The organism is Rhizobium sp. KNZ2-6A, from assembly GCF_056755475.1.
This window is the reverse complement of sequence record NZ_JBNDIC010000050.1, coordinates 1-24,888: the sequence shown is the minus strand read 5'-3', so window position 1 is coordinate 24,888 and position 24,888 is coordinate 1. Positions and strand designations below refer to the sequence as shown.

Sequence of the window (24,888 nt, the reverse complement as noted above, 5' to 3'; positions counted from 1 at the left end):
AGTTTCACACAGGCAAAACATATTACATGGAAATCTGCTCAGTTTTCGTGAAAAGCAGCGCTGTTGTCATATTGTGACAGAATTGTTGCCGCGAAGAATAAAAATCTAAGCAGGGAATAAAATGACATTAAAAAGAAAAAATTTACCTAATCGCACAGTTTTTGTGCGGCGGAGTTCGTTTTCTTACGTAAATCAATCACTCTTTTACCGGGTTTCAGCTCTTGTAGGCCGCATTGCCAATTCAAGTGATCGTCGCAACAATCGCAAAAGCGAATGCACACGTGGGGGAGTTACAATGGCATTTTCTATTGCGTTGAGGGGCGCAGTTTCACTCGTCATCGGTACGTCTTTTGCGAGCGCGGCCTTTGCAGGCGGCCTCGATCGTGCCGGTTATGACATCGATTTGCTCTTCGACAAGGGTCGTTATGTCTTCGAGTCCGGCGTTACGTATGTCATGCCAGACCGCAAGTTGAAGAATGCGAAAGACACCGATCCGACCGACGGCAATCTCAATAATCGAAGCCACTCGACCGATGCGTCGGAAAATTATGCGATGCCCTATGCCGCCTTCAAGATCGGCATCACCGATAACATCGACTGCATGGCTGACTATTCCCAGCCTTTCGGCGGACATCTCAATGAGGGCCAGAATTGGGCCGGCGCCAATAATGAAATCGAGGTGAAGGTTCGCACGAACAATTATGGAGCGACATGCTCGTACAAGTTCGATGCAGGCCCGGGCGAATTTCGCGTCATCGGCGGCGGCTTCTACCAGGAGGTCAGCGGTTTCAAATCACGCCTCGTCTCGGCCATCCCGGCTCCGCTTTCCTCCGTCTACGACGGCGTCGGCTCGCTTGATGTCGACGGTCACGGCTGGGGCTGGCGCGCCGGTCTGGCCTATGAAATCCCGGAATATGCCATCCGCACGAGCCTCGTCTACAATAGCCGGGTCAAGTACGACAATCTCAAGGGCAGCGTCGATCTGAGCGAGCTGCCGCCGGTTCGGCCGTTCTTCGGCTCGGTCACCTCCGTCTTCGGCTCGGCCGAGGCTCCGGACTCGCTGGAGTGGAAAGTGCAGAGCGGCATCGCGCCGGACTGGCTGGCCTTCGGCTCGGTCAAGTGGACGAATTGGAGCATCCTGCAAAGCATCGCCCTTTGCCCGACCTCGACCCGTAGCGTCGCCTGCCGGACGGGAGGCCCGACGCAATTGACCTCGCTCGACCTCTTGTATCGCGACGGCTGGACCATCACGGGCGGTATCGGACACAAGTTCAATGACAAATGGAGCGGCGCCGTCAGCCTGAGCTGGGATCGCGGTACGAGCGACGGCTACGGCATGAACTCCGACACGTGGACGCTCGGTGCGGGTGTTGCCTACAAGGCGACGGAGCACGTTCAGTTCAACTTCGGTGGCGCGCTTGGCCTTATGACATCAGGCAAATCCGGACCGATCACCCGCGGCGGCATCGTCTATGGCGATGATGCGAGCTACAGCTTCGGCAATGACTTGGTCGCCGCTCTTCAGACGTCGGTGAAAGTCAGCTTCTGACGATAAATCATTGGATTGACGAACTTATAGTCTATCATGTCATCTCATCGATAAGGTCGCGGGCTTGTACAAGTCCGCGGCTTTTCTTTGCCGGGCTTGGGTGGATTGAAGCGCCAAACCAGCCTCCTTGCCGGACTTATGGTTAAGGAAGTTACAAGATCGGTAAAATCTTTGTGACGAATTAGCAACACTCTATTTCAAGACATTGCAGCCACGTGATCAGATTACAATTTGTCCATTTCCCGCCACAAATGGGGAGCAGCGATTACGTGGGCACAGGGGTTGGCCTTGTAGAAAGTGCGTAAACGATCGATGGGTGAACTTCCACTTTGGCATAAGCAACAATCCGGGATCGAAGCCGTGGCGCTTCCGATGCAGGGGAAAAGTCTTTGTCCGCCAAGGGAAGCTGTCAGCCTGACGACGTTCGATCTCACTCCTCGGCAAGCGAATGAGAGCGCGGGTTCGGCGATGGGATACGATAACGGCCGCACAAATGCTGGTTTGGACATAATTGCAAGTTATGCTCGCAATTGTGGCAAACAGCCTCGGTTGAATGCCATGGGAACCGTCTTTGCAAAGGATGATCCAGTCTCATGCGCCATCAGGGAAAACATTCGCGAATCTGACGGCGTTTATGCAAGCGCCGTAACAGGCCCGAATGGAGCGAAAGAAATCGACTGTTATGTTTAAGTCCGAGTTCATATCAGCGAGAGTCATGATGCTCAGCCTGTCCCTCGCCACGGCAGTGGCGCTGGCGGGTCAAGCCAAGGCATTCGATATCACTGCCGGTGTCACCAAGGAATCAGGCCCGTTCGATCTCTTCAAGTTCGGCTTCAAGGCCTACAAGAACGGGCAGAAGGAAGAGGCGGTCGAAGCCTATCGTTATGCCGCCGAAAAGGGCCATACGGGCTCGCGCTGGGCTCTCGCCAACATGTATGCCGATGGTGACGGCGTGAGGCAGAACGATTTCGAAGCTTTCAAGATCTATAGCGAGATCGCCCAGCAGGGCGTGGAGCCTGGCTCTGAAGATACAGGCTTCTTTATCAACGCGCTGCTGGCGCTTGCCAGCTACTACAAAACCGGCATTGCCAACAGCCCGGTCAAGACCGATCTCAACCAGGCCCGCCAGCTTTATTTCCAGGTTGCATCCACCTTCGGCGTTCCCGAAGCGCAGTTTCAGCTCGCGCAGATGATGCTGACGGGCGAGGGCGGCACCACCAATGTGCAGCAGGCCAAGAAGTGGCTGAACCAGGCACGCAAGAGCGGCCATCCCGGTGCCATGGCCGTCTTCGGCAATATCCTGTTCCAGGAAGGTCAATCCATCCGGGGTCTCGCATTCATGACGGCGGCACTGGACAAGTGCAAGCCGAAGGACTGCAGCTGGATGGAAGGCCTGCAGGAGCAGGCATTCTCTGTTGCCAACGAGAACGACCGTCGCGTCGCGGTCTCCATGGCCCATCAGCTTGATGTCGCCGGCTCCGATTGATTGCCGGTTTTAACTGCCCCGTTGTCGCTTGAATGTCACGGGATCGCGGTCGAAGCGTTTTGTTTCGGGCTGACGTTTAGAGCATGATGCCGAAAAGTGTGAGCGGTTTTCGGACGACATCATGCTCTACTTCTTTGATTCTAGAGCGGATTCAGATTTAGGTCGAACAGACCTAAAATCATCCGGCTCTAGTTGGCGAAATCGAGATGCGCGATGACCGGGACATGGTCGGAAGGCTTCTCCCAGGCGCGCACATGCTTTTCGATCGCCGTCGCGGTGAGTCGATCGGCAGCTTCGGGCGAGAGCATCAGGTGATCGATCCGGATGCCATTGTTCTTCGGCCAGGCGCCGGCCTGATAATCCCAGAATGAATAGAGCTTCACTGCATCCGTCGTCGCGCGCACCGCATCGGTAAAGCCGAGATGTTCAAGCTGACGGAAAGACTGGCGCGTCTGCGGCAGGAACAGCGCATCGCTTTCCCAGACCTTCGGATCGAAGCAATCATGTGGTTCCGGAATAACATTGTAGTCACCGGCGAGAATCAGAGGCTCCTCGAGCGCGAGGCGATCCGACGCGAATTTGCGCAGGCGCTCCATCCAGGCGAGCTTGTAGGGATATTTCTCGGTATCGACCGGATTGCCGTTCGGCAGATAGAGGCAGCAGACACGCAGGGCGCCATGCCCGGGCACCGAAAATACTGCTTCCATGAAACGAGACTGTTCGTCGCCGTCTCCGCCGGGCAGCCCCCGCGTCACTTCATCCGGCTTAATCTTGGAGAGGATGGCGACACCATTGAAGCCTTTCTGGCCGTGGGTCTCGACATGATAGCCGAGCGCTTCCACCTCCAGCCGCGGAAAGCCCTCGTCGACCGTCTTGATCTCCTGCAGGCAGGCGATGTCCGGGCTCGAATCCTTCAGCCACTGGCAGAGGTTCTCGATACGCGCTTTGACGCCGTTGATGTTCCAGGTGGCGATTTTCATGGGTGGCTCATTCCTTTGCTTCGCCCTGTTGTATCCGCAGCCGGCGGGCTTGACTACAGCCCATATGAAAGCCAGCCCGGAGCGATGGCTCCAGGCCGGCGATCAAACTGTGGAAAAGGAGCTGGAGCAATTCCAGGAAAAGTGCGTAGCGGTTTTCCGTCCGGAATTGCGTGGAAATAAAGAGCTGGAACGGTTCGGCGGTTCCATGAAAAGTCGAACCGTTCAGGGCTCAGATCGAGAAGCTCGTGCCGCAGCCGCAGCTTGCGACTGCGTTCGGATTCTTGATCTGGAAGGATTGGCCGAGCAGGTTGTCGACGAAATCGATCTCGGAACCGGCCATATAGACCAGCGACAATTGGTCGATCAGCACGGTGGCATTGCCCTTTTCGACGACGATATCATCATCTTGCGGGCCTTCGACGAGATCGAATTTATAGGAAAAGCCGGAACAGCCGCCGCCTTCGACGGCAACGCGAAGCGCGCGTTTGCCGGTTTCCGCGCCGACGATTGCAGCGATTCGCTTCGCCGCGGCGTCCGATAGGGTAACGTTAGTCTCAGTCATGCTTTCCTCCTGCCGGGGTCAAGATCCGGAGAGAACCAAATAGGCCGTCGAACTTTCAAACGGCTGATATCCATAGCCTTTATCATGAAAGTCAGGCCGGCGACAGCTCTGGTTTCGTGGTTGAGCCACACGCCGTTTTGCTGTTTTCTTGTCTATAGGTATGAAGGCCGCAATGCGGCGTCAATGGGTCACCGCTTCGCGATGGGATAGTATATTCCGATCGCAGGCAATGCCTGGGCCGGGTATGATGAAACGACCTTCGCATCCGTGATTGTGCGGGGGCCAAATGCCGGAATGGATTGATAATGACGATCGATACGCATGCATTGGGTTTTGGATATGGTGAGAAGGCGGTCTATGCGACGGACCCCTGGGCATCGCGCGGAAGGCTCTACGACGAGGGATCGAGCGCGACGCGCTCGGAATTCCAGCGCGATCGCGACCGGATCGTCCACGCGACCGCTTTCCGGCGTCTGAAGCACAAGACGCAGGTCTTCATCGCCCAGGACGGCGACCATTACCGCACCCGGCTGACGCATACGATCGAGGTGGCGCAGATCGCGCGCGCCCTGGCGCGTGCCTTGAGGCTGGATGAAGACCTGGCGGAAGGCGTGGCGCTGGTTCACGATTTCGGCCACACGCCTTTCGGCCACACCGGCGAGGATGCGCTGCACGAAATGTTGCTGCCCTATGGCGGCTTCGATCACAATGCGCAGTCGCTGCGCATCGTTACCAAGCTCGAGCGCCGCTATGCCGATTTCGACGGGCTTAATCTCAGCTGGGAAACGCTCGAAGGCTTGGTCAAGCACAATGGCCCGCTTATGACGCCTGACGGCAAGGGCATTCACGGACCGGTGCCGCAGCCGATCCTCGACTATTGCGAGATCCACGATCTCGAAATCGCGTCCTTCGCCAGCCTCGAAGCACAGGTTGCCGCGATCGCCGATGACATCGCCTATAACACGCATGACATCGACGACGGGCTGCGCTCGGGCTATTTGACTTTCGATATGCTGGAGGAAGTGCCGTTTCTCGCGGGGCTGATGGCCGAGGTGAGGGCGCGCTATCCGCATCTGGAGCCGAGCCGCTTCACGCACGAAATCATGCGCCGCCAGATCACCCGCATGGTCGAGGATGTCATTGCTGTGTCGCAGCGGGCGCTTGCCGAAATCAAGCCGGGCAATGTCGCCGACATCCGGGCCGCCGGCCGCGTCGTCGCGACCTTTTCGCCTGACATGGCGGAAACCGACAAGCTGATCAAGCAGATGCTGTTCAAGCGCATCTATCGCCATCCCGACATCATGCGAATCCGTGCCGGCGCGGCGCAGATCGTAACGGACCTCTTCCACGCCTATATGGAAAATCCCAAGGAGATGCAGAGCCACTATTGGGTCGACCATATCGCCGGGCTTGCGATCGCCCCCAAGGCAAGGCATGTCGGCGACTATCTGGCCGGCATGACCGACACCTACGCCATCAGCGCCCACAAGCGCCTGTTTGACCAGACTCCCGATTTGCGGTAGGCAGCGGCGGCGTCGGGCCGATAGCGGCCTGACCAACCTATACGTGGACAATATCATGAACCTTTTCACCGACTTCGAAGTAAGAATTAAGAACGCTCTCGAGCAAATTGATATTGTGAGGGAAAAGCGATCGGAACTCGACTTCGGACGTATCGGCGTGGAGCCGCCACGAGACGCCAGCCATGGCGATGTCGCCACCAATGCGGCTATGGTGCTGTCCAAGCCGCTGGGCACGAATCCGCGTGCGCTTGCCGAGATTATCGTCGCCAAGCTGAAAGAGGACGCCGACGTCGCCGAGGTTTCGGTTGCCGGCCCCGGATTCATCAATATTCGCCTTTCGGTCGGCTATTGGCAGCAGCTGCTGGCGACGATGATCTCCGAGGGCGAGAAATTCGGCCGCTCGAAGCTGGGTCACGGGCAAAAGGTCAATGTCGAATATGTGTCGGCCAATCCGACCGGGCCGATGCATGTCGGCCATTGCCGCGGCGCCGTTGTCGGCGATGCGCTGGCAAACCTTCTGGCCTTTTCCGGCTATGAGGTCACCAAGGAATATTACATCAACGATGCCGGTTCGCAGATCGACGTGCTGGCGCGCTCCGTCTTCATTCGGTATCGCGAAGCGCTCGGCGAGCAGGTAGGCGAGATCCCGGCGGGTCTCTATCCCGGCGATTATCTCGTTCCCGTCGGCGAGGCGCTTGCCAAGGAATTCGGCACCAAGCTGCGCGGCATGCCGGAAGAGCAATGGCTTCCCGTCATTAGGGATCGCGCCATCGACGCGATGATGGCGATGATCAAGGACGACCTGGAGGCGCTGAACGTCAAACACGGCGTGTTCTTTTCCGAGCGCACCCTGCATGCCAATGGCGCCGCACTGATCCGCACAGCAATCAATGACCTGACCTTCAAGGGCTATGTCTACAAGGGCGCGCTGCCGCCGCCGAAGGGACAGCTGCCGGAAGATTGGGAAGACCGCGAGCAGACGCTCTTCCGCTCGACGGAGGTGGGTGACGATATCGACCGCCCCCTGATCAAGTCGGACGGTTCCTATACGTACTTTGCCGCCGACGTCGCCTATTTCAAGAACAAGTTCGACCGCGGCTTCAACGAGATGATCTATGTTCTCGGCGCCGACCATGGCGGCTACGTCAAGCGTCTGGAAGCGGTCGCGCGCGGCGTTTCCGATGGTGCGGCGAAGCTGACCGTGCTTTTGTGCCAGCTGGTCAAGCTCTATCGCAATGGCGAACCGGTGAAGATGTCGAAGCGCTCGGGCGATTTCGTCACGCTGCGCGAGGTCGTCGATGAAGTCGGCCGCGATTCGGTGCGCTTCATGATGCTCTACCGGAAGAATTCCGAGCCTCTGGACTTCGATTTTGCCAAGGTCACCGAGCAGTCCAAGGACAATCCGGTCTTCTACGTGCAATATGCGCACGCCCGCTGCATGTCAGTCTTCCGCCAGGCCAAGGAGGCCTTCCCGGATCTCGATATCGCCTCGCTCGATCTGTCGAAGGCTGTCGTCGGCGCGATCTCGGATCCAGCCGAACTGCAGCTTGTCGCCAAGATTGCCGAATTCCCGCGAATCGTCGAAGCTGCAGCGCAGTCGCAAGAGCCGCATCGCATCGCATTTTACCTTTATGACCTGGCAAGTTCCTTCCATGGACACTGGAATAAAGGTAAAGATTTACCTGAATTACGTTTTGTTAACGATAAGAACCGAGAATTGAGCATTGCCAGACTTGGGCTGGTGTACGCTGTCGCGTCGGTTTTGAAGTCAGGTCTTGGTATAACCGGGACCGCAGCACCCGACGAAATGCGATAAACGTCACCATTTACCCACATTGCGCTGGCATTAACTGTAGTGTTTGCGAGTGGAACGGGTGATGGCAGAAAAACAGTTGGCGTATCGCGCAAGCGGAAACGACGAGTTCTTTGCGGATGATGATCCGCTCGCAGAACTTGCTCGTATCGTAGGTTTTGAGCCGCGCTCTGCTGCTCAGGCAACTCCTGTAACTCAACGGCAGGAGCCCGCCTTCAATCTCGAAGACGAGCTTCTTCGCGAATTCGAGCGGTACGATACGCCGCGAATGAATCCGGCGAACGACATTTCCGTCCCGGCGGAGCCGGTATCTCCCCCAAGCCAGGCTCAGGCACCGGCTCCAGTCGAGCCTGTGCGGGCCGAGCCGAAATTTGAGGAGCCTGCCCAACAGGTTGCAGCTCCCCTCAAGCCGACGATCGGCGCTCGTGACCTGATCGACGAGCTGGAGATGTCGATTGCGCCTGCTCTGCAGCCGGCGGTGGCTCCCGTCGCCAAGACGCCGCAATCCGCTGCCGCCACGATGCGGTTGCCGATAGCCAATTTCACACTCGCAACCCCAGTTGCACCGCGCGAGCAGCCGGCGCCTTCCATTGCGCCGCCGGCACCGCAAGCAGCTCCCGCCGAAGCAATGTTCGACGAGGTGCCAAATTTCGAGCAGCTTGGTCCTGTCGAGCCTTTCAGCGCTCGGGAGCCGGCATCGCAGCCCGTAGTGCCTGAGCCGGCGCCGGCTGTCTTTAAGGCATCCGAGCCGCCACAGGTCACCAAGGCCGATCCCGCTGCGCTTGCGGCCGAGATCGATGCCCTCCTGGCCGATGTAAATCGGTATCCGGTCCCTTCCAGGGCCGCTACGCCAGCCGAGCCGGCCTTCGGCGATTTCAGTGCTTCATTTGACGAACAGTCGATGGTGCCGTCTGCGCTGTCGCGTGAAGAGCCGAAGCCGATCGCCTTCGATACGGAAGATCCGTTCGCCGGTCAGGATTTCGAATTCGATCTTGCCGATATCGAGATGGAACTTGCCGGTCTCGATTTTGCCGAAGCCGAGAAAGCTCCTGCCGCCCCGCAGCCGGCTCCGGTCGCTCCGGTTATCGAGCCGATCATTTCCCGCGCAACGCCGGTTATGCCGTCGCCGATCGCTCCTGCGGCTGCCGTCGTGGCACCGCAGCCGATCCAAGCCGCGCCGATGCCGGTCGCGCCTGTTGCTCACAAGGCAGCTCCGGCGTTCGAGGCTGAACAGGCACTGCCTTTCGATCCAACGGAAATCTCCGAGACGGAGGATCGTGTCGAGACTTTCGAAGGCTCGCATGTTCCGCACCTGCCGCCGATCGAGGCGGAAGAGCCGGTCGTCGTTCCGCCGGAATATGATTTCGATCTCGATTCCGAGATGGCGAGCCTTCTCGGTGTGCCGGCCAAGGAAGCTGCACCCGAGCCGATCATGCCGGCTGTCACCGCCGCACTGGGCGGTGCCGCCGCTGCGGCTTCCTGGTCGAAGAACGCGGCTGCCCAGCCTGCTGCGGCCGTTGCCAAGCAGCCGATCGAGGAATTCGACGAATTCGAGCGCGCGTTGGAAGAGGACTTCCGCCGCAGCTACCGCGAAGCGTCCAGCCCCGTCGAGAACGTCGCCAGAATGACGCTGAACCCGGCCGCGGGCGGCCGCCGTCCCGTGCGCTCGGTGCGCGGCATGGCAACCGCCGCTGCCGTCATCGTGGTTCTCGGTGTCGGGGCCTATGGCGCCTATAGCTGGATCCGCCATGGCGCGCCGATCTCCAGCTTCTCCGGCGAGCCGCGCGTGATCACCGCCGATAGCGACCCGGTAAAGGTCGCTCCGGAAAATCCGGGCGGCACCGTGGTCCCGAATCAGGACAAGGCCGTGTACGACCGCGTGGCGGGCGACAGCACTGCGGCGCCGAAGCAGAAGGCTCTCGTCTCCTCGAACGAGCAGCCTGTCGATGTCGTGCAGAAGACCCTGATCCCGGAATCGGTTTCTCCGGATGACGGCAGCGCCGATCAGGTTACCTCGACGCCGGTCGGCGAAACCGAAGATCCGCGCCTGCTGCCCAACCAGAACGGCGGAAACACCGATGTCGCTGCCAATGGCGACGATCAGGTCCCGGCTGTTTCGCCGCGTAAGGTCCGCACGATGATCGTCAAGCCGGATGGCTCGCTGGTTCCGCGTGACGAGCCGGCTGTCGAACCGACGACGACCGCTGCCGCCAAGCCCGCGAACAATCAGGTCGCATCGACCAATCCGCGCCCGTCTCCGGCAAATACGCCGGCAGCGGCCCAGCCCGCTAGCACCGATGCCGCCAGCGCCGAAAGCACGCCGATCCGTGTCGTCAAGACGAACCCGGTTCCGACGGCACGTCCAGAACCGGCTGCCAAGGCCAATACGGCCGCTCCGGTCCCGGAGGCTCAGCCCAAGGCCCAGCCGAAGCAGGTCGCATCGGCAACCCCCGCAGCTCCAGCAACAACGTCGACTACAAGCGGTGGCGCGTATGGAGTGCAGATCGCGTCTCTGCCGACGGAAGCCGATGCACAGAAGTCGCAGGCAAACCTCAAGGTGAAGTTCGCCGGCGTCATCGGCAATCATCCGCTTGAGATCCGCAAGGCCGACATCGCCGGCAAGGGCACCTACTATCGCGTCCGCGTCGTCGCCGGCTCGAAGGATGAGGCCGCGGCCATCTGCACGCGCTACCGCGCCGCCGGCGGCACCTGCCTGATCTCGAAGTAGGGATCGGACACAAAGCTTCTGAAAACGGCGGGCATCGGCTCGCCGTTTTCGTTTGAAATGTGCTGTTCTTGTGTATCTGCGCCTGACGTCCCTCGCATTTCCCGGCGCAAGCCTTATGATTCGGATATGACCGAATCGAAATCCATGATCCTTGGCTGTAGCGGCCACTCCATCACGCCTGAAGAGCGTTCCTTCTATCAGGGGGAGCAGCCATGGGGTTTCATCCTGTTCGGACGCAATATTTCCGAGCCGAAGCAAATCACCGATCTCGTTGCGTCCCTGCGTGACAGTGTTGGGCGCGATGCTCCTGTTTTCATCGATCAGGAGGGTGGCAGGGTGCAGCGCATCCGCCCGCCGATCTTGCCGCATTACCCCTCGGGGCAGGCGCTCGGCGATATCTACCGTCAGGATCGCGAGCGCGGCCTGCGCGCGGCATGGCTGATGTCGAGGCTGCATGCCTTCGATTTGCTGAAGTTCGGGATCAATGTCGATTGCCTGCCGGTGCTGGATGTGCCTGTGGAAGGGTCGAGCAATGTCATCGGCAATCGTGCCTATGGCGGCGATCCGGTGACGGTGACGGAGATGGGACGCGCGGCGGCGGACGGCCTGAAAGCCGGTGGCGTGCTGCCCGTCATGAAACACATGCCCGGCCATGGGCGCGGCTTTGCGGATTCGCATCACGAACTGCCCGTCGTCTCGGTGCCGCGTGCGGAATTAGAGGCGCATGATTTCGCGCCCTTCGTCGCACTCAAGGACGAGGTGATGGCGATGACATGCCACGTTGTCTTCACCGACATCGATCCAGAGAACCCTGCCACGACCTCGCGCAAGGTGATCGAGGAGATCATCCGCGGCCATATCGGCTTCCAGGGGCTGCTCCTGTCGGACGATACCTCGATGAATGCGCTGAAGGGCACGATCGGCGAGCGTGCGGCAAATATTATTGCAGGCGGATGCGATATCGTGCTGCATTGCAATGGTGTCATGGACGAGATGCGGCAGGTCGTGCGCAATGTTCCCGCCTTGGCGAGCGCGTCGCTGGCAAGGGTCAAGGCGGTCGAGGCGGCATTCGGAAAGAACGACGGTGCCGAAGAAGCTGCGGTCCGCGCGGAATTCGACGCGATGTTCGCGGTAGCGTAAACCGGGCTTCGAGGAATCGATGGGTGACAAGGTGAGCGGCACGGAAAAGCTTCAGCAGGCGGCAACGCCGATGGATAAGCTCTGGCAGGAGGGCGAGGCGCAGCGCGGCTTGCATGAGCCGTCTCTGGTCGTCGACCTTGCCGGCTTCGAAGGGCCGCTCGATCTGCTGTTGCATTTGGCGCGCACCCAGAAGGTCGATCTGTCCCGCATTTCCGTTCTGGCGCTTGCCGAGCAATATCTCCAGTTTATCGAAAGTGCCCGGCGCATTCGCATCGAACTCGCGGCCGATTATCTCGTCATGGCGGCATGGCTCGCCTATCTGAAATCCAAGCTGCTGATCCCGCAGCAAAGCAAGGAAGACGGCCCGACGGGCGAGGAAATGGCGGCAACGCTCGCCTTTCGCCTGAAGCGCCTGGAGGCCATGCGCGACGCGGCCACCGACCTCGTCAATCGCAATCGTCTCGGCCGGGATTTCTTGGCGCGGGGCGCACCGGAACATATTCCCGATCGGCGCCAATCCGCCTTCGATGCCAGCCTTTACGATCTTCTGACGGCCTATGCCGGCCTGCGCCAGCGTCAGGCCGTAACGCAGGTGACGATCGAGAAGCGCCGCGTCTGGTCGCTCGCCGATGCCCGTGTCATTCTCGACCGCATGATCGGCGAGATCACCGATTGGACGGCATTGGAACATTACCTGCTGAGCTATATGACGACCGCCAGCGATCGTGTAACGGCCATTGCCAGCGCGTTTGCGGCTTCGCTCGAACTGGTGCGCGAGGGGCAGCTGGAAATTCGCCAGGAAGGCGCGTTTCAGCCGCTCTATATGCGGCGTGGGCCAAAACATTCGTCGCTGGAAGCAGCGGAATAGGACAGGGACGGGTGTGAACGAGCCGAACGACGAGCACATGGAACCTGAGGAGGAAACGCACGAGATCGACGAGCGCCGGTTGGCCGAGGCCGAGCGGATCGCCGAAGCGCTGGTTTTCGCCTCGGCACAGCCGGTCTCCGAGGCTTTCATCGCCGAGCGCGTGGCGCATGGCGTCGATATTCCCGCGGTCATGCGGAAGCTCAAGGCCGATTACGCCATGCGCGGCGTCAATCTTGTTCAGGTGGACGGCGCCTGGGCCTTCCGTACGGCTGCTGATCTCTCCTTCGTGATTCGGCGCGACGAGAGCGAGGTGCGCAAGCTGTCGCGCGCGGCGCTCGAAGTGCTGGCCATCATCGCCTATCACCAGCCGGTGACGCGCGCGGAGATCGAAGACATCAGGGGCGTGCAGACCTCCAGGGGCACGCTCGACGTGCTTATGGAAGCCGGCTGGGTTCGCTTCCGTGGCCGCCGCCGCACGCCGGGGCGGCCCGTCACGCTCGGCACGACGCGCGATTTTCTCGATCACTTTGGCCTGGAAGAGCTGCGCGACCTGCCCGGTCTCGAAGAATTGAAGGGGGCAGGGCTGCTGTCGGGCCGGATTCCGGCCAATTTCAACATCCCGTCGCCCTTGATGAACGACGAACTGACCGAAGACGAGGATCCGATTACCCAGATGGATCTGGAAGAGCTTGGGATCCTGCCGCCCAGCGGCGCAAGCTCCGGCGATTGATCCCATGGGCTGGCCCGGAATGGCCTCCCGGATGGCGATGGAATAGGGTTGTAATTCCATCGGCGGATTTTCGCTAAACTGCCGGCCAAGTCTCTCTTTTGCCATCAGCGGATGCGAATATGAAAGTCATCCTCTCGATTTGGAGACGTTTGGTGGCGTTTGGTCGCCTGCATGGACGTTCATCATCCTGATATGCGTGGATGCACTGCATTTTGTTGTTTGAAAAACATCCGCAAACGTCTTACATCGGGAAGACACTGTAATTGGGAGTTAAAGCAATGGGTTCTCTAAGCATATGGCACTGGCTCATCGTCCTGGCCATCGCGCTTTTGTTGTTCGGCCGTGGAAAGATCCCGGAGCTGATGGGTGATGTCGCCAAGGGCATCAAGAGCTTCAAGAAGGGCATGAACGACGACGAAGATACTTCGGCGCAGCCGACATCCGCGACGACGTCCCGCACGGTCGAGCATAAGGCTGACGAAACGAAGTAATCATGTCGGGCAGGCGCCGAGCTGAGAGGCTTGCCGTTGGCCCAGGAGCCTTTGCATGTTCGATATAGGCTGGTCCGAGCTGGTGATTATTGCCGTCGTGGCCTTGGTGGTGATCGGCCCCAAGGAATTGCCGGCGACCTTGCGGACAATCGGCAAGATGACGGCCCGGGCGAGGAAGGTCGCTGGCGACTTCCGCGCCCAGTTTGATGAGGCCATGCGCGAGGCGGAACTGGACGATGTGCGCCAGACGATCGCCGACGCGCAGAAGCTTAATCCGGTCAACTCGTTGCGGGAAGCGATGAATCCGCTGCGCGAGATGGGCAACGAGATAAAGGCTGATCTGCAGCGCGCGGCAACGCCCGCCGTAACCTCGACTCCTTTGCCAGCCGAGCCCGTGCCCGGCGTTTCCACAGGTTTGCCGGAAGCGCTTGCGGCCACGTCCGCGCCGAGCAATCCGGCCCTAGTCACCGCGCCCGCTCCGCAGCCATCGGCTGTTGCAGGCGAAGTGGCGCCGGGTGCAGCCGTCGAGAAGCCGAAGGCCGTGCGCAAGCCGCGCCCGAAGCCGGTTGCCAAGGTTGACGATGTAGCGGCGGCCGTCGTTCAGACATCAGTCGTTGCTGAAAAACCGAAGCGCGCCCCGCGCAAGGTCGCGACTGCCGCAGCCGCAAAGACGCCTCCAGCTCCCAGGACGCGTGCTGTGGCCAGCAAGGTGACGCCTAAAACGCCCAAGAAGAAGGACCAGGCATGACGGGTGATATCGATGATAAGCCGCAGCCGCTTATCGAACACCTCATGGAATTGCGCACGCGGCTCATCTGGTCGATTGTGGCCTTCTTCATTGCCTTCATCGGATGCTTTGCAGTGGCAAAGCATCTCTTCAACTACCTGGTCTATCCCTATAAATGGGCAGTCGAATGGGCGCATCTCGATCTTTCCAAGGCCGAGCTGATCTATACCGCGCCGCAGGAATTCTTCTTCACCCAGGTGAAGGTCGCCATGTTCGGCGCCCTGGTGATTTCCTTCCCGATCATCGCCGCACAGATCTACAAGTTCGTGGCGCCGGGCCTCTATAAGAATGAGCGTTCCGCCTTTCTGCCCTTCCTGATCGCGTCGCCGATCCTGTTCCTGATGGGTGCCGCGCTCGTCTACTTCTTCTTCACGCCCATGGTCATGTGGTTCTTCCTGAAGATGCAGCAGGCGCCGGCCGATGGTCAGGTGGGCATCGCGCTGTTGCCGAAGGTTTCGGAATATCTGAGCCTCATCATGACGCTGGTCTTCTCCTTCGGCCTCGTCTTCCAGCTTCCCGTCATCACGACGCTGCTTGCGCGCGTCGGCCTGCTGACGTCGACCTGGCTGGCGGAAAAGCGCAAGTTTGCGATCGTTTTCGCTTTCATCGTTGCCGCTGTGCTGACGCCGCCGGATCCGATGTCCCAGATCGGCCTTGCACTGCCGACGATCCTTCTCTACGAGATTTCCATCTACGCGGCGCGACTCGTGGAACGCCAGCGTAACCGGCAAGCGCTTGATGAGAGTGGCGGGACTTCCGAGATCACCAAGACGGATAACGTCTAGGCAAGGAAGGCTTAGCCTCGTTTCCCAGGTATTTGCCGGTCCGACCTCCGACCGAGACCTCGGTCGGAGTTGTACTCATGTGAAACGACCTGGAACGAAGATGCTTGATATCAGATGGATTCGTGAGAATGCCGAGGCCCTGGATGCGGCGCTTGCTAAGCGCGGTGCGGAGCCTTTGTCGCAAAGCCTCATTGCGCTCGACGAGAAGCGCCGCTCCGTCGTCCAGTCCGTCCAGGATATGCAGTCCCGCCGCAACGCCGCCTCCAAGGAGATCGGCGCGGCGATGGCGCAGAAGAATAGCGAGCTTGCCGAGAAGCTGAAGGCCGAGGTCGCCGACATCAAGACCTCGCTTCCGGCGGCCGAAGAGCAAGAGCGTACGCTGACGGCCGAGCTCCATGATGCGCTGTCGCGCATCCCGAACATTCCACTTGAGGACGTGCCCGTCGGCAAGGACGAGCATGACAACGTCGTCAAGCACGCCTGGGGCGCCAAGCCGACGTGGAACCATGAGCCGAAGGAGCACTTCGATATCGGTGAAGCCCTCGGCTATATGGATTTCGAGCGAGCCGCCAAGCTTTCCGGTTCGCGCTTCACGGTGCTGACCTCGCAGCTCGCGCACCTGGAGCGGGCGCTCGGCCAGTTCATGCTCGATCTGCACACCAGCGAGCACGGTTATACCGAAGTCAGCGCGCCGCTTTTGGTGCGTGACGAAGCTCTGTTCGGCACCAACCAGCTGCCGAAATTTGCCGAGGATCTGTTCAAGACCACGGACGGCCGCTGGCTGATCCCAACTGCGGAAGTCACGCTGACCAACCTGGTCTCCGGCGAAATTCTCGATGAGGAAAAGCTTCCATTGCGCTTCACGGCACTGACGCCGTCCTTCCGTTCGGAAGCCGGTTCCGCCGGTCGCGATACGCGCGGCATGCTGCGCCAGCATCAGTTTTGGAAGTGCGAACTGGTGTCGATCACCGATGCCGAAAGCTCCATTGCCGAGCACGAGCGGATGACGGCCTGCGCTGAAGAAGTGCTGAAGCGCCTTGGTCTGCACTATCGCGTCATGACGCTCTCGACCGGAGACCTGGGCTTCGGCGCGCGCAAGACCTATGACCTCGAAGTCTGGCTGCCGGGGCAGGATACCTATCGCGAGATTTCCTCCTGCTCGGTCTGCGGTGATTTCCAGGCCCGGCGTATGAATGCGCGCTATCGCGGCAAGGATGACAAGAACACCAAGTTCGTTCATACGCTGAACGGCTCCGGCACCGCGGTCGGCCGGTGCCTGATTGCCGTTCTCGAGAATTATCTCAATGCCGATGGTTCCGTCACTGTTCCGGACGCACTGCTGCCATATATGGGTGGTGTGAAGAGGATCGAGAAAGCAGCATAATTATTAAGCGGTGGGGCGATGCGTATTCTTCTGACCAATGATGACGGCATTCATGCCGAAGGACTGGCGGCATTGGAGCGTATCGCCCGCACTCTGTCTGATGATGTCTGGGTTGTCGCGCCCGAGACGGATCAGAGCGGCCTTGCCCATTCGCTGAGCCTTTCCGAGCCGTTGCGCATGCGCAAAGTCTCCGACAAGCACTTTGCGCTCAGGGGAACGCCGACCGATTGCGTCATCATGGCGATCCGGCAGGTTCTGGACGGCAAGCCGGATCTGGTGCTCTCGGGCGTCAATTCCGGCTCGAATGTCGCCGACGACGTAACCTATTCCGGAACCATAGCCGGCGCGATCGAAGGCACGTTGCAGGGCGTGCGCTCCTTTGCGCTAAGCCAGGCCTATCTCTATGAAAACGGTGCCCGCGTCGTGCCCTGGGAAGTAGCCGAGGCGCATGCGCCGGCGCTGCTCGGCAAGCTCATGGATGTCGATCTGCCCGACGGAACCTTCCTCAATCTCAACTTTCCGAATTGCCGTCCCGGCGAGGTCGATGGGACGGAGGTGACGGCACAGGGCAATCTCGCCTTCAATGTGCAGGTCGAGGAGCGGGCCGATGGTCGCGGCTTCCCCTATTATTGGCTTCGCTTCGGCGAACGCAGTGGTATCTTCCGTCCGGGGACCGATATTCAGGCGTTGAAACAAAATCGTATTTCGGTAACGCCTTTGAAACTCGACCTGACGGATTATTCGGCGCAAGACCGCGTGGCGCGGGCGCTCGGTATGGAGTAGCGGATTGACACCTCGTTTGGTGGAAAAGGAAGGCTTTGCGGCCGTGGTTTTGCGGCTGCGGGCGGAGGGCATATTGGACATCGATCTGATGACGGCGGTCGAGCAGACGCCGCGCATGCCTTTCGTGCCGGTGCAGTTCGCCGATGATGCCTATTCCAGCCGGACGATCCCGATCGATTGCGGCGCCTTCATGGAAGGCATCGATCTTGTTGTTCGAATTCTTCACGGTCTGAAGATCAAGCCAGGCCACCGTGTGCTCGAAATTGGCACGGGCAGCGGCTTCACCGCTGCCGTCATGGCGCGCATCGTCGAGCGCGTGCTGACGATCGACCGCTATAAGACGCTAACGACTTCGGCGCAGCAGCGCATGGATGCGCTCGGGCTGCGCAATGTCATCATCCGCCAGGCAGATGGCAGCACCGGTCTGCCGGGCGAGGGCACCTTCGATCGTATCCTGGTTACCGCCGCATTTCCGACCATGCCGCGCTTCTACGCTGAGCAGCTGGTATCGGGCGGATCGATGATCGCGCCGCTGATAGTGTCAGACGATGTCTGCCGTCTGGTGCGACTGACGAAGACCGGCAGCCGCTTCGAGCGCGAAGAGCTGTTCGATGTTCCCTATCAGCCCATCGTGCCGATGCTCGCCTCTTATCTCTGAGGCTCAATTCGCGATCATGCCTGTGAAGCAAGGCGTCTCGGCGCCGTTTCATCTTCTATGGTTAGCAATTCCTCAAAAAAATACATGCCGTACCAGTGCTTTAACCGCATGGTAAGATTAACGCGCTTTAATCGACCCATAATCGGTTGCGTCTAAGTGGGTCGAGTCATGGGTTTCAGTCTTTCTTCAAACGGCAGTAAATCGGCAGGGAAAGTCCTGGTGGCCATTCTTCTGGCGAGCACCGCGACGGCCTGTAGCTCGGATACGACCCGGTTCAGCGGGCTCTTCAACAAAACGGACAATGTGACGACCGGTTCGATCAACCGGCGTAGCTTGAATGGTCCGAATGGCGATCCGGTGCCGCGCGCCGATGTCGCGCAGGCCGGCGGTTACGGCCAGCAGGATTATTCGCAGCAGAGCGCACCGGTATCGCAACCCTATCCGAACTCGCCGGCTCGCTATAATCCATCCTATTCCAGCGCGCGTGCATCCACCGCGCCCGTCGCAATTCAGCGCACCGAACTTGCTCCTCCCGGCGCCTCCGCCAGTGCCGCTCGTCCCCGAGGCGGTTCGCGCGCAGAAACCGAAGCGCTTGCCCAGCCGTTCCCGGCATCGCACAACAACAATGGCTCTCGCCCAGCGCCGGCTCTCGCCCCCGATGCGATGTCGACCGGCACGATCAAAACGGCGGCAGCGCCTGAGATGTCTCCGGGCTGGACCACGGTCAACGCGCCGAGCGTAACGCTGCGTCAGGGCGAAAACATCGCGCTTCTGTCGCGCCGCTATGGCGTTCCGGAAAAGGAAATCCTGCGCGCCAATGGCCTGCGTAACGGTGCAGGTGCGCAGCCCGGCCAGCAGATCGTTATTCCGACAATGAACGGGGCAGGTGTCTCAGGTCCGGCCAAGATGGCATCCGAGGCGACGGATCTTTCCAAGGGTGGCAAAATGCCAGGCCCTGCCAAGACACCGCAGCAGGAGGCCCTCGCACTGCCTTCCGGCAATCAGATGCGCGGCAAATCTCAGGCCGGCCTTGCCGATCCCAACAAGCTTGCCGCCGGCAACGGCAAGGGTCCGACCCCGAAGGGCACCGGCAGTTACGTCGTGAAGCCGGGCGATTCGCTTGCTCGCATCGCCAAGGAAAGCGGTGTTACCGTCGCCGAATTGAAGCGTGCGAATAACATGCAGGCCGGCGACAGCATCCGTATCGGTCAGGCGCTGGCATTGCCGCACGGCGCAGCCGCAGCTGCAGATCCGGTCAAGACCGCTTCCATCGAGCCGCAGAAGGTTTCGGCCAAGCCCGGCGTAGTGCCGGTCGCTGAGCCGAAGCAGGCAGCCGCCGAACCGATCGCTAAGCAGGCTCCCAAGGCTGTCGCTCATGCTGACACCACAAGCGACACACCTGCCAAGCCGAAGGAAGTTGCTTCCGCTTCCCCGAGCCAGTCCATCAACGACGCCGCCAAGTCGGATGCGCAGGCCGATGCGCCTGAGGCAACCGGCATCGGCAAGTATCGCTGGCCGGTTCGCGGTGCCGTGGTTGCCGGCTACGGCTCCAACGTCAATGGCAGCCGCAACGACGGTATCGACATTTCCGTCCCCGAGGGCACGCCGGTCAAGGCCGCTGAAAACGGTGTCGTCATCTATGCAGGCAATGGCCTGAAGGAGCTCGGCAACACGGTTCTCGTCCGTCACGACGACGGTACGGTCACCGTCTACGGCCATGCCGACGCGCTCAGCGTTACCCGTGGCCAAAAGGTTCAGCGCGGCCAGACGCTGGCAACCTCCGGCATGAGCGGCAATGTCAGCCAGCCACAGCTGCACTTCGAAGTCCGCAAGAATTCGGCTCCGGTCAACCCAATGACGTTCCTTGAATAGGTAGTGCGTCTCAAGGACTCTGCAAAAAGCCCGGTCAGTGCCGGGCTTTTTGTCGTTCATGGCCTGGTTGATTGAAGATCAATCCCGTTCCAGCACAATGCGCTGCCGCCCGGCGAGATCCTGGATATATTGCCAGGCGACGCGACCGGAGCGGGCGCCGCGGGTCGTTGCCCATTCAAGCGCCTCGTGATGCATCTGGGCGCGATCGAGCTGGAGTTTGAAGTGATCGGCGTAGGCATCGATCATCTGCAGGTAATCTTCCTGGCTGCACTTGTGGAAGCCGAGCCAAAGACCGAAGCGATCGGAGAGCGATACCTTTTCCTCCACGGCCTCGGAGGGATTGATCGCCGTCGACTGTTCGTTCTCCATCATATGACGCGGGAGGAGGTGGCGGCGATTGGAGGTCGCATAAAACAGCACATTGTCTGGACGTCCCTCGACGCCGCCATCCAGCGCCGCCTTGAGGGACTTATAGGCCGTGTCGTCGTGATCGAAGGAGAGGTCGTCACAGAAGATGATGATGCGATGCGGAACCGCTTTCAGGATATCCAGCAGCACGGGCAGTGAGGAAATATCTTCGCGATGCACCTCGATCAGCTTCAGCGAAATGCCGGTCGAGCGGCGCACGTCTTCATGCACGGCTTTGACGAGCGACGATTTGCCCATGCCGCGCGCGCCCCAGAGCAGGACATTGTTGGCGGCAAAGCCATCTGCGAAACGCAAGGTGTTTTCATGCAGAATGTCGCGCACATGGTCGACGCCGCGAATGAGGGTGAGCGCCACGCGGTTCGGCCGCGGAACCGGCTGCAGATGGAGCCGGGCGGGAGCCCAGACGAAACAATCGGCGGCGTTCCAATCGTTGACGGCCGGGGCCGGCCCGGCAAGGCGTTCGACAGCGTCGGCAAGGCGACGGACTTCGGCAAGGATCAGGGCGTTTTGGTCTTCAGTCACCGTTTCCTCCTGAATATTGAACAAGAAAGTCGTAAAATGCGCGCTGTCTTGCCGGGTATCATGCTCCTTTGGGGGCTGAAAGGCTAACAGACCGGGAAAACGGTACGGTTGGCGGCTGTTTTTGTTGCAATCGTCATGGGCCTAACTATATTCCGGCCACCTGACGCGGGCCCCGTTCCCGCTCGGAGTTCAAGGGAGTTTTCGATGTTTATCACCAACGCATATGCGCAGAGCGCGACAGATTCGGCCGCGAGCGTCTTCGGCGGGTCCGGCTTTGAAATGATCATCCTGTTTGTGCCGCTGATGGTCGTTTGGTATTTCCTTCTTATTCGTCCGCAGCGCGCTCAGGCGAAGAAGCGTGACGAGATCCTGAAGAACATCCGTCGCGGCGATCAGATTGTTACCAGCGGCATCGTCGGCAAGGTCACCAAGGTCATCGACGAAAAGGAACTGGAAGTCGAGATCGCCGAAGGCGTGCGCATCCGCGTCGTCCGCAGCGCTATTTCGGAAGTTCGCGTCAAGGGTGAGCCGGTCAAGGCAGATGCCGCATAAGGCACTTGGCTGAGGACGGCGCCCGTCGCCGCTCGCGCATCCTCGAAAATCGGGATCGACTTTCCTGAGGGATTGTGCACAATTTCAAGATGTTACTGCGCCCGTTGCATTTTCTTTTGAAAGCGGGGCGCGGTGGGGAAGCCCTAACTCGAGAGAGCGATGCTGCACGTCTCCTGGTGGAAGACCGCCCTGATCTGGTTCGTCGTTCTCTTGAGCGTGCTTCTGGCCGCTCCCAACCTGCTTGGCGAGCGTTCTCTTGCATCGCTGCCCGCATGGTGGGCGCATCGAAAGATCGAGCTTGGGCTCGACCTTCGCGGTGGCTCCCATCTTCTGCTGAAGATGGAGCGAGGCGATGTCGAGAAGGATCGCCTGGAAACCATTGTCAGCGATATCGCGACGCGGTTGCGCACCGTCAATATCGGCTATTCCGGCCTGACCGGCACCGGCCGCAAGATCCAGCTTCGCATCAATGATCCCGCACAGGTTCAAGCCGCTCTGACGGCACTGCAGCCGCTGACGACCGGATCCGACAAGCCGGCCGTCGCTCTGTCGCAGGGCGAAAACGGCGCGATGACGCTCGATATTACCGATGCGGATATCGACCGCCACGTTACGTCCGCAATCGTCCGCTCGATCAAGGTCATCCGCGCCCGTATTGCCCAGCTTGGAGTAGGGGAACCCCAGATCCGCCGGCAGGGCGCCGATCGCATTGTGGTGCAGGTGCCTGATCTCGCCGATGCGCAGCGGCTGAAGAACCTCCTCGGCCAGCCCGCCAAGCTCAGTTTCCGCCTCGTCGATTCATCGATGACGGTCCAGGATGCGATGGATAATCGCCCGCCCGCCGGATCTGATGTGCTGTTTTCCGAAGACGACCCGCCGGCCGGTTATCTCGTGCAGAGACAACCCCTGCTCTCGAACGTCGATTTTTCCGACGCGGTCTCTGTCACCAACGACCAGAGCGGCGAGGGTACGGTCTCCGTCAAGCTGACGCCGGAGGCCACCCATCGCTTCGCGCAATTGACCGCAAGCAATCTCGGCAAGATCACCGTCGTCGTTCTCGATGATCAGGTGATCTCCGCGGCATCCCTGAAAACGGTCATCGCCACCGGCGAGATCGATGTTCCCGGAGATTTCACTGTTCAGGGCGCGCAGGATCTGACCGTCATGATCAAGAGCGGACCGCTGCCGGCAACGCTGACGACGGTCGAAGAGCGGACCATTCGGCCCGGTCTCGGCGGCGAAACGGCGCGTTACGGCCTGATTGCCTGCATTGCCGCCGCGGTCTTCGTTGCCGCCTTGATGATCGGCTTCTATCGCCTGCTTGGGATCATCGCGACCATCTCGCTCGTCATCAACATGATCATGGTGGCAGCGCTCATGGGCGTGCTCGGCATCACGCTGACGCTACCCGGCGTGGCTGCGATCGTCCTGGTCATCGGTATCGGCCTCGATGCGCTGGTGCTGATCTACGAGCGCGTGCGCGAAGAGGAAAAGAAGACCCATCTGCTCGTCGATGCGCTGCGGCATGGCTTCAACCGGGCAGCCGCGACCGTGGCCGACGCCAATCTGACGGTGCTCATCGTCGCAGCCATTCTCTTCTATGCGAGCACAGGCGCGGTACGTGGCTTTGCCGCCACGCTGATGGTCGGCGTCTTCACCACCTTCTTCACCTCCTGCTTCGTTACCCGGTCGCTGGTGAATATGTGGATATCCCGCCGCAAGCCGCGTACGTTGCTGGTCGGCGTTCGCAGCGGCATTTTTGACAACGCCAATATCCGCTTCATGGGCATCCGCCGCTATACCTTCACGGTATCGGCGGCTCTGTCGGTCATCACGCTTGTCGCCTTCGCGACGGTCGGCATGCATCTCGGCATTGATTTCGCCGGTGGATCGATCATCGAGGTCCGCGCCAAGCAGGGTGTTGCCGACGCGGCGGATATCCAATCGCGCCTCGATGCCGTCATTCCAGGCGATGTGCGCGTCGAGCGGCTCGCCGATCGCCTCGGCGCCGTCATTCGCGTCCATGCGCAGGAGGGCGGCGAAAATGCCGAGCAGTCCGCCGTATCCCTCGTGCGGGATGAACTGGGCAGGGACTATAATTTCTCTCGCGTGGAAGTGGTCGGTCCCGCCGTGTCGGGTGAAATCACGACGACCGCCTCCCTCGCGGTTTTGGCGGCGCTAGCAGCAATTCTCGTCTATATATGGCTGCGTTTCGAATGGCAGTTTGCCGTAGGCGCAATCATCGCGACGCTGCATGACGTCATTCTGACGCTCGGCCTCTTCGTGCTATCAGGCATGGAATTCAACATGACCGGCATCGCCGCTATCCTGACCATCGTCGGTTACTCGCTGAACGACACGGTAGTCGTCTACGACCGCATGCGCGAAAACCTGAAGCGCTATTCGCAGATGCCGCTGCCGATCCTGATCGACGCCTCCATCAATCAGACATTATCTCGTACCATTCTGACGTCCGCGACGACGCTCCTGGCGCTCCTCGCGCTCTACATCTTCAGCGGCGAGGTGATCCGTGCCTTCACCTTCGTGCTGCTTTTCGGCGTCGCTGTCGGCACTTTTTCGTCGATTTATATTGCGGCGCCGGTGCTGATCCTGTTCAAGCTGCGGCCGGACAAGTTCCAGACCGGCGGCGAAAGCAATGGACCCGCGGCCGGCGATATCCAATCAGGCAAACCAGCGGTGTGATATAGTGGCTAAAGGAATAGAAATCCGTAACGCGCATTTTCCCGGGCGCGCACCGATCGACGCTTACGGCAATGGCGGCTTCCGCTTTGCCGACATGTCGCATCGCGGCTCGCTGCTTTGCCTGCCCTCGGGCATTTATGGCTGGGACATGCTGCAGGGCGATGCGCTGACGCCGGATCGCTTCCAGAAAGTGCTCGATGAAGCTGCTGAGATCGAAGTTCTGCTCGTCGGCACCGGCACGGAGCTGCGGCCATTGCCGGCCGAACTGAAGGCAGCCTTGCGCGCCAAGCAGATCTCCTCCGATCCGATGAGCACGGGAGCGGCGGTGCGCACCTTCAATATCATGCTGTCCGAGTCGCGTGCCGTGGCCGCGGCGCTGATCGCCGTCTGACCTTCGGATACCGAATATGACGATGACAGCTGCGCCTCGTAGCAACCGGGACATTTGCCTCGCAACGCTGCGCGACACCGATCGCGATCGCTATCTCGCTTGCCTGCTGGCGCCCGAAGAGAAGCGTCCAGCGCTTGCCGCGCTCTATGCCT

22 protein-coding genes and 1 pseudogene are annotated in these 24,888 nt (G+C 60.1%); 20 read left to right on the top strand and 3 right to left on the bottom strand.

The features are described 5' to 3' along the window. Nucleotides 1-295: 295 nt before the first annotated feature. The 3 genes from ACPYOP_RS26625 to exoR all read left to right on the top strand — a co-directional run bounded on the left by ACPYOP_RS26625 (nt 296) and on the right by exoR (nt 3,035). Nucleotides 296-1,549 (top strand): OmpP1/FadL family transporter, encoded by a 1,254-nt coding sequence (locus ACPYOP_RS26625; protein WP_481413262.1) that lies wholly within the window; start codon nt 296-298, stop codon nt 1,547-1,549. A gap of 312 nt (nt 1,550-1,861) precedes the next feature. After that, entirely contained in the window at nt 1,862-2,239 is a 378-nt protein-coding gene (locus ACPYOP_RS26620; RefSeq protein WP_481413261.1) for a hypothetical protein, read from the top strand. Further along, nucleotides 2,232-3,035 carry an exopolysaccharide production regulator ExoR gene (gene exoR / locus ACPYOP_RS26615; protein ID WP_481413260.1) on the top strand — a complete coding sequence of 268 codons (804 nt, stop codon included), beginning with the start codon at nt 2,232-2,234 and terminating at the stop codon, nt 3,033-3,035. The genes ACPYOP_RS26620 and exoR overlap by 8 nt, the downstream gene beginning before the upstream one ends. Nucleotides 3,036-3,223: 188 nt before the next feature. On the opposite strand, the gene xth is transcribed toward exoR, so the two are convergent. Beyond that, nucleotides 3,224-4,015: an exodeoxyribonuclease III gene (gene xth, locus ACPYOP_RS26610; protein WP_481413259.1), complete on the bottom strand. Its 792-nt coding sequence runs from the start codon at nt 4,013-4,015 to the stop codon at nt 3,224-3,226. Between the two features lie 229 nt (nt 4,016-4,244). Further along, entirely contained in the window at nt 4,245-4,577 is a 333-nt protein-coding gene (gene erpA / locus ACPYOP_RS26605) for an iron-sulfur cluster insertion protein ErpA (RefSeq protein WP_481413258.1), read from the bottom strand. Between the two features lie 305 nt (nt 4,578-4,882). On the opposite strand from erpA, the gene ACPYOP_RS26600 reads away from it, so the two are divergent. From ACPYOP_RS26600 to ACPYOP_RS26540, 13 genes are all read left to right on the top strand, one after another. Continuing rightward, the gene (locus tag ACPYOP_RS26600) at nt 4,883-6,100 is read left to right on the top strand and encodes a deoxyguanosinetriphosphate triphosphohydrolase (RefSeq protein ID WP_481413257.1); all 1,218 of its coding nucleotides are present in this window, start codon (nt 4,883-4,885) and stop codon (nt 6,098-6,100) included. Nucleotides 6,101-6,155: 55 nt separating this feature from the next. Further along, nucleotides 6,156-7,916 carry an arginine--tRNA ligase gene (gene argS, locus ACPYOP_RS26595; protein ID WP_481413256.1) on the top strand — a complete coding sequence of 587 codons (1,761 nt, stop codon included), beginning with the start codon at nt 6,156-6,158 and terminating at the stop codon, nt 7,914-7,916. Nucleotides 7,917-7,977: 61 nt separating this feature from the next. Next, nucleotides 7,978-10,641, top strand: coding sequence for an SPOR domain-containing protein (locus ACPYOP_RS26590; protein ID WP_481413255.1), 2,664 nt, complete (start codon nt 7,978-7,980; stop codon nt 10,639-10,641). Between the two features lie 126 nt (nt 10,642-10,767). Continuing rightward, a complete protein-coding gene (nagZ, locus tag ACPYOP_RS26585) occupies nt 10,768-11,781 on the top strand; it encodes a beta-N-acetylhexosaminidase (RefSeq protein ID WP_481413254.1) in 1,014 nt (337 codons plus the stop codon). A gap of 19 nt (nt 11,782-11,800) precedes the next feature. Next, the gene (locus ACPYOP_RS26580; RefSeq protein ID WP_481413253.1) at nt 11,801-12,649 is read left to right on the top strand and encodes a segregation and condensation protein A; all 849 of its coding nucleotides are present in this window, start codon (nt 11,801-11,803) and stop codon (nt 12,647-12,649) included. A 37-nt stretch (nt 12,650-12,686) separates the two neighbouring features. Then, nucleotides 12,687-13,379 carry an SMC-Scp complex subunit ScpB gene (scpB, locus tag ACPYOP_RS26575; protein WP_481413290.1) on the top strand — a complete coding sequence of 231 codons (693 nt, stop codon included), beginning with the start codon at nt 12,687-12,689 and terminating at the stop codon, nt 13,377-13,379. A gap of 278 nt (nt 13,380-13,657) precedes the next feature. Continuing rightward, nucleotides 13,658-13,870, top strand: coding sequence for a twin-arginine translocase TatA/TatE family subunit (locus ACPYOP_RS26570; RefSeq protein ID WP_113233363.1), 213 nt, complete (start codon nt 13,658-13,660; stop codon nt 13,868-13,870). A gap of 55 nt (nt 13,871-13,925) precedes the next feature. Further along, nucleotides 13,926-14,618, top strand: a complete 693-nt coding sequence (gene tatB, locus ACPYOP_RS26565; RefSeq protein ID WP_481413252.1) for a Sec-independent protein translocase protein TatB — start codon at nt 13,926-13,928, stop codon at nt 14,616-14,618. After that, a complete protein-coding gene (gene tatC / locus ACPYOP_RS26560; protein ID WP_481413251.1) occupies nt 14,615-15,442 on the top strand; it encodes a twin-arginine translocase subunit TatC in 828 nt (275 codons plus the stop codon). Before tatB ends, tatC begins: the two co-directional genes overlap by 4 nt. A gap of 100 nt (nt 15,443-15,542) precedes the next feature. Further along, complete coding sequence (gene serS, locus ACPYOP_RS26555; protein ID WP_481413250.1) at nt 15,543-16,826, top strand: serine--tRNA ligase; 1,284 nt, start codon at nt 15,543-15,545, stop codon at nt 16,824-16,826. A gap of 18 nt (nt 16,827-16,844) precedes the next feature. Continuing rightward, complete coding sequence (gene surE / locus ACPYOP_RS26550) at nt 16,845-17,609, top strand: 5'/3'-nucleotidase SurE (protein WP_481413249.1); 765 nt, start codon at nt 16,845-16,847, stop codon at nt 17,607-17,609. 4 nt (nt 17,610-17,613) lie between these two features. Next, nucleotides 17,614-18,267 (top strand): protein-L-isoaspartate(D-aspartate) O-methyltransferase, encoded by a 654-nt coding sequence (locus ACPYOP_RS26545; RefSeq protein ID WP_481413248.1) that lies wholly within the window; start codon nt 17,614-17,616, stop codon nt 18,265-18,267. Nucleotides 18,268-18,435: 168 nt separating this feature from the next. Continuing rightward, nucleotides 18,436-20,139, top strand: coding sequence for a peptidoglycan DD-metalloendopeptidase family protein (locus ACPYOP_RS26540; protein WP_481413247.1), 1,704 nt, complete (start codon nt 18,436-18,438; stop codon nt 20,137-20,139). Nucleotides 20,140-20,217: 78 nt separating this feature from the next. On the opposite strand, the gene ACPYOP_RS26535 is transcribed toward ACPYOP_RS26540, so the two are convergent. Next, on the bottom strand, nt 20,218-21,090 hold the full coding sequence (locus ACPYOP_RS26535; RefSeq protein WP_481413246.1) for an ATP-binding protein: 873 nt from the start codon (nt 21,088-21,090) through the stop codon (nt 20,218-20,220). Between the two features lie 204 nt (nt 21,091-21,294). Between ACPYOP_RS26535 and yajC the strand changes: the two genes are divergently transcribed. The 4 genes and pseudogenes from yajC to ACPYOP_RS26515 all read left to right on the top strand — a co-directional run. Next, the gene (gene yajC / locus ACPYOP_RS26530) at nt 21,295-21,642 is read left to right on the top strand and encodes a preprotein translocase subunit YajC (protein ID WP_120663766.1); all 348 of its coding nucleotides are present in this window, start codon (nt 21,295-21,297) and stop codon (nt 21,640-21,642) included. Nucleotides 21,643-21,801: 159 nt separating this feature from the next. Then, nucleotides 21,802-24,345: a protein translocase subunit SecDF gene (gene secDF, locus ACPYOP_RS26525; RefSeq protein WP_481413245.1), complete on the top strand. Its 2,544-nt coding sequence runs from the start codon at nt 21,802-21,804 to the stop codon at nt 24,343-24,345. Between the two features lie 4 nt (nt 24,346-24,349). Continuing rightward, nucleotides 24,350-24,736 (top strand): Mth938-like domain-containing protein, encoded by a 387-nt coding sequence (locus tag ACPYOP_RS26520; protein WP_075852462.1) that lies wholly within the window; start codon nt 24,350-24,352, stop codon nt 24,734-24,736. 16 nt (nt 24,737-24,752) lie between these two features. Beyond that, nucleotides 24,753-24,888: pseudogene (locus tag ACPYOP_RS26515) on the top strand (phytoene/squalene synthase family protein); the annotation flags it as partial.

Bases quoted from the DNA above. Each gene is read 5' to 3' on its own strand.
- ACPYOP_RS26625 (WP_481413262.1), top strand. From the start codon at position 296: ATGGCATTTTCTATTGCGTTGAGGGGCGCAGTTTCACTCGTCATCGGT.
- ACPYOP_RS26620 (WP_481413261.1), top strand. From the start codon at position 1,862: ATGGGTGAACTTCCACTTTGGCATAAGCAACAATCCGGGATCGAAGCC.
- exoR (WP_481413260.1), top strand. From the start codon at position 2,232: ATGTTTAAGTCCGAGTTCATATCAGCGAGAGTCATGATGCTCAGCCTG.
- xth (WP_481413259.1), bottom strand. From the start codon at position 4,015: ATGAAAATCGCCACCTGGAACATCAACGGCGTCAAAGCGCGTATCGAG.
- erpA (WP_481413258.1), bottom strand. From the start codon at position 4,577: ATGACTGAGACTAACGTTACCCTATCGGACGCCGCGGCGAAGCGAATC.
- ACPYOP_RS26600 (WP_481413257.1), top strand. From the start codon at position 4,883: ATGACGATCGATACGCATGCATTGGGTTTTGGATATGGTGAGAAGGCG.
- argS (WP_481413256.1), top strand. From the start codon at position 6,156: ATGAACCTTTTCACCGACTTCGAAGTAAGAATTAAGAACGCTCTCGAG.
- ACPYOP_RS26590 (WP_481413255.1), top strand. From the start codon at position 7,978: ATGGCAGAAAAACAGTTGGCGTATCGCGCAAGCGGAAACGACGAGTTC.
- nagZ (WP_481413254.1), top strand. From the start codon at position 10,768: ATGACCGAATCGAAATCCATGATCCTTGGCTGTAGCGGCCACTCCATC.
- ACPYOP_RS26580 (WP_481413253.1), top strand. From the start codon at position 11,801: ATGGGTGACAAGGTGAGCGGCACGGAAAAGCTTCAGCAGGCGGCAACG.
- scpB (WP_481413290.1), top strand. From the start codon at position 12,687: ATGGAACCTGAGGAGGAAACGCACGAGATCGACGAGCGCCGGTTGGCC.
- ACPYOP_RS26570 (WP_113233363.1), top strand. From the start codon at position 13,658: ATGGGTTCTCTAAGCATATGGCACTGGCTCATCGTCCTGGCCATCGCG.
- tatB (WP_481413252.1), top strand. From the start codon at position 13,926: ATGTTCGATATAGGCTGGTCCGAGCTGGTGATTATTGCCGTCGTGGCC.
- tatC (WP_481413251.1), top strand. From the start codon at position 14,615: ATGACGGGTGATATCGATGATAAGCCGCAGCCGCTTATCGAACACCTC.
- serS (WP_481413250.1), top strand. From the start codon at position 15,543: ATGCTTGATATCAGATGGATTCGTGAGAATGCCGAGGCCCTGGATGCG.
- surE (WP_481413249.1), top strand. From the start codon at position 16,845: ATGCGTATTCTTCTGACCAATGATGACGGCATTCATGCCGAAGGACTG.
- ACPYOP_RS26540 (WP_481413247.1), top strand. From the start codon at position 18,436: ATGGGTTTCAGTCTTTCTTCAAACGGCAGTAAATCGGCAGGGAAAGTC.
- yajC (WP_120663766.1), top strand. From the start codon at position 21,295: ATGTTTATCACCAACGCATATGCGCAGAGCGCGACAGATTCGGCCGCG.
- secDF (WP_481413245.1), top strand. From the start codon at position 21,802: ATGCTGCACGTCTCCTGGTGGAAGACCGCCCTGATCTGGTTCGTCGTT.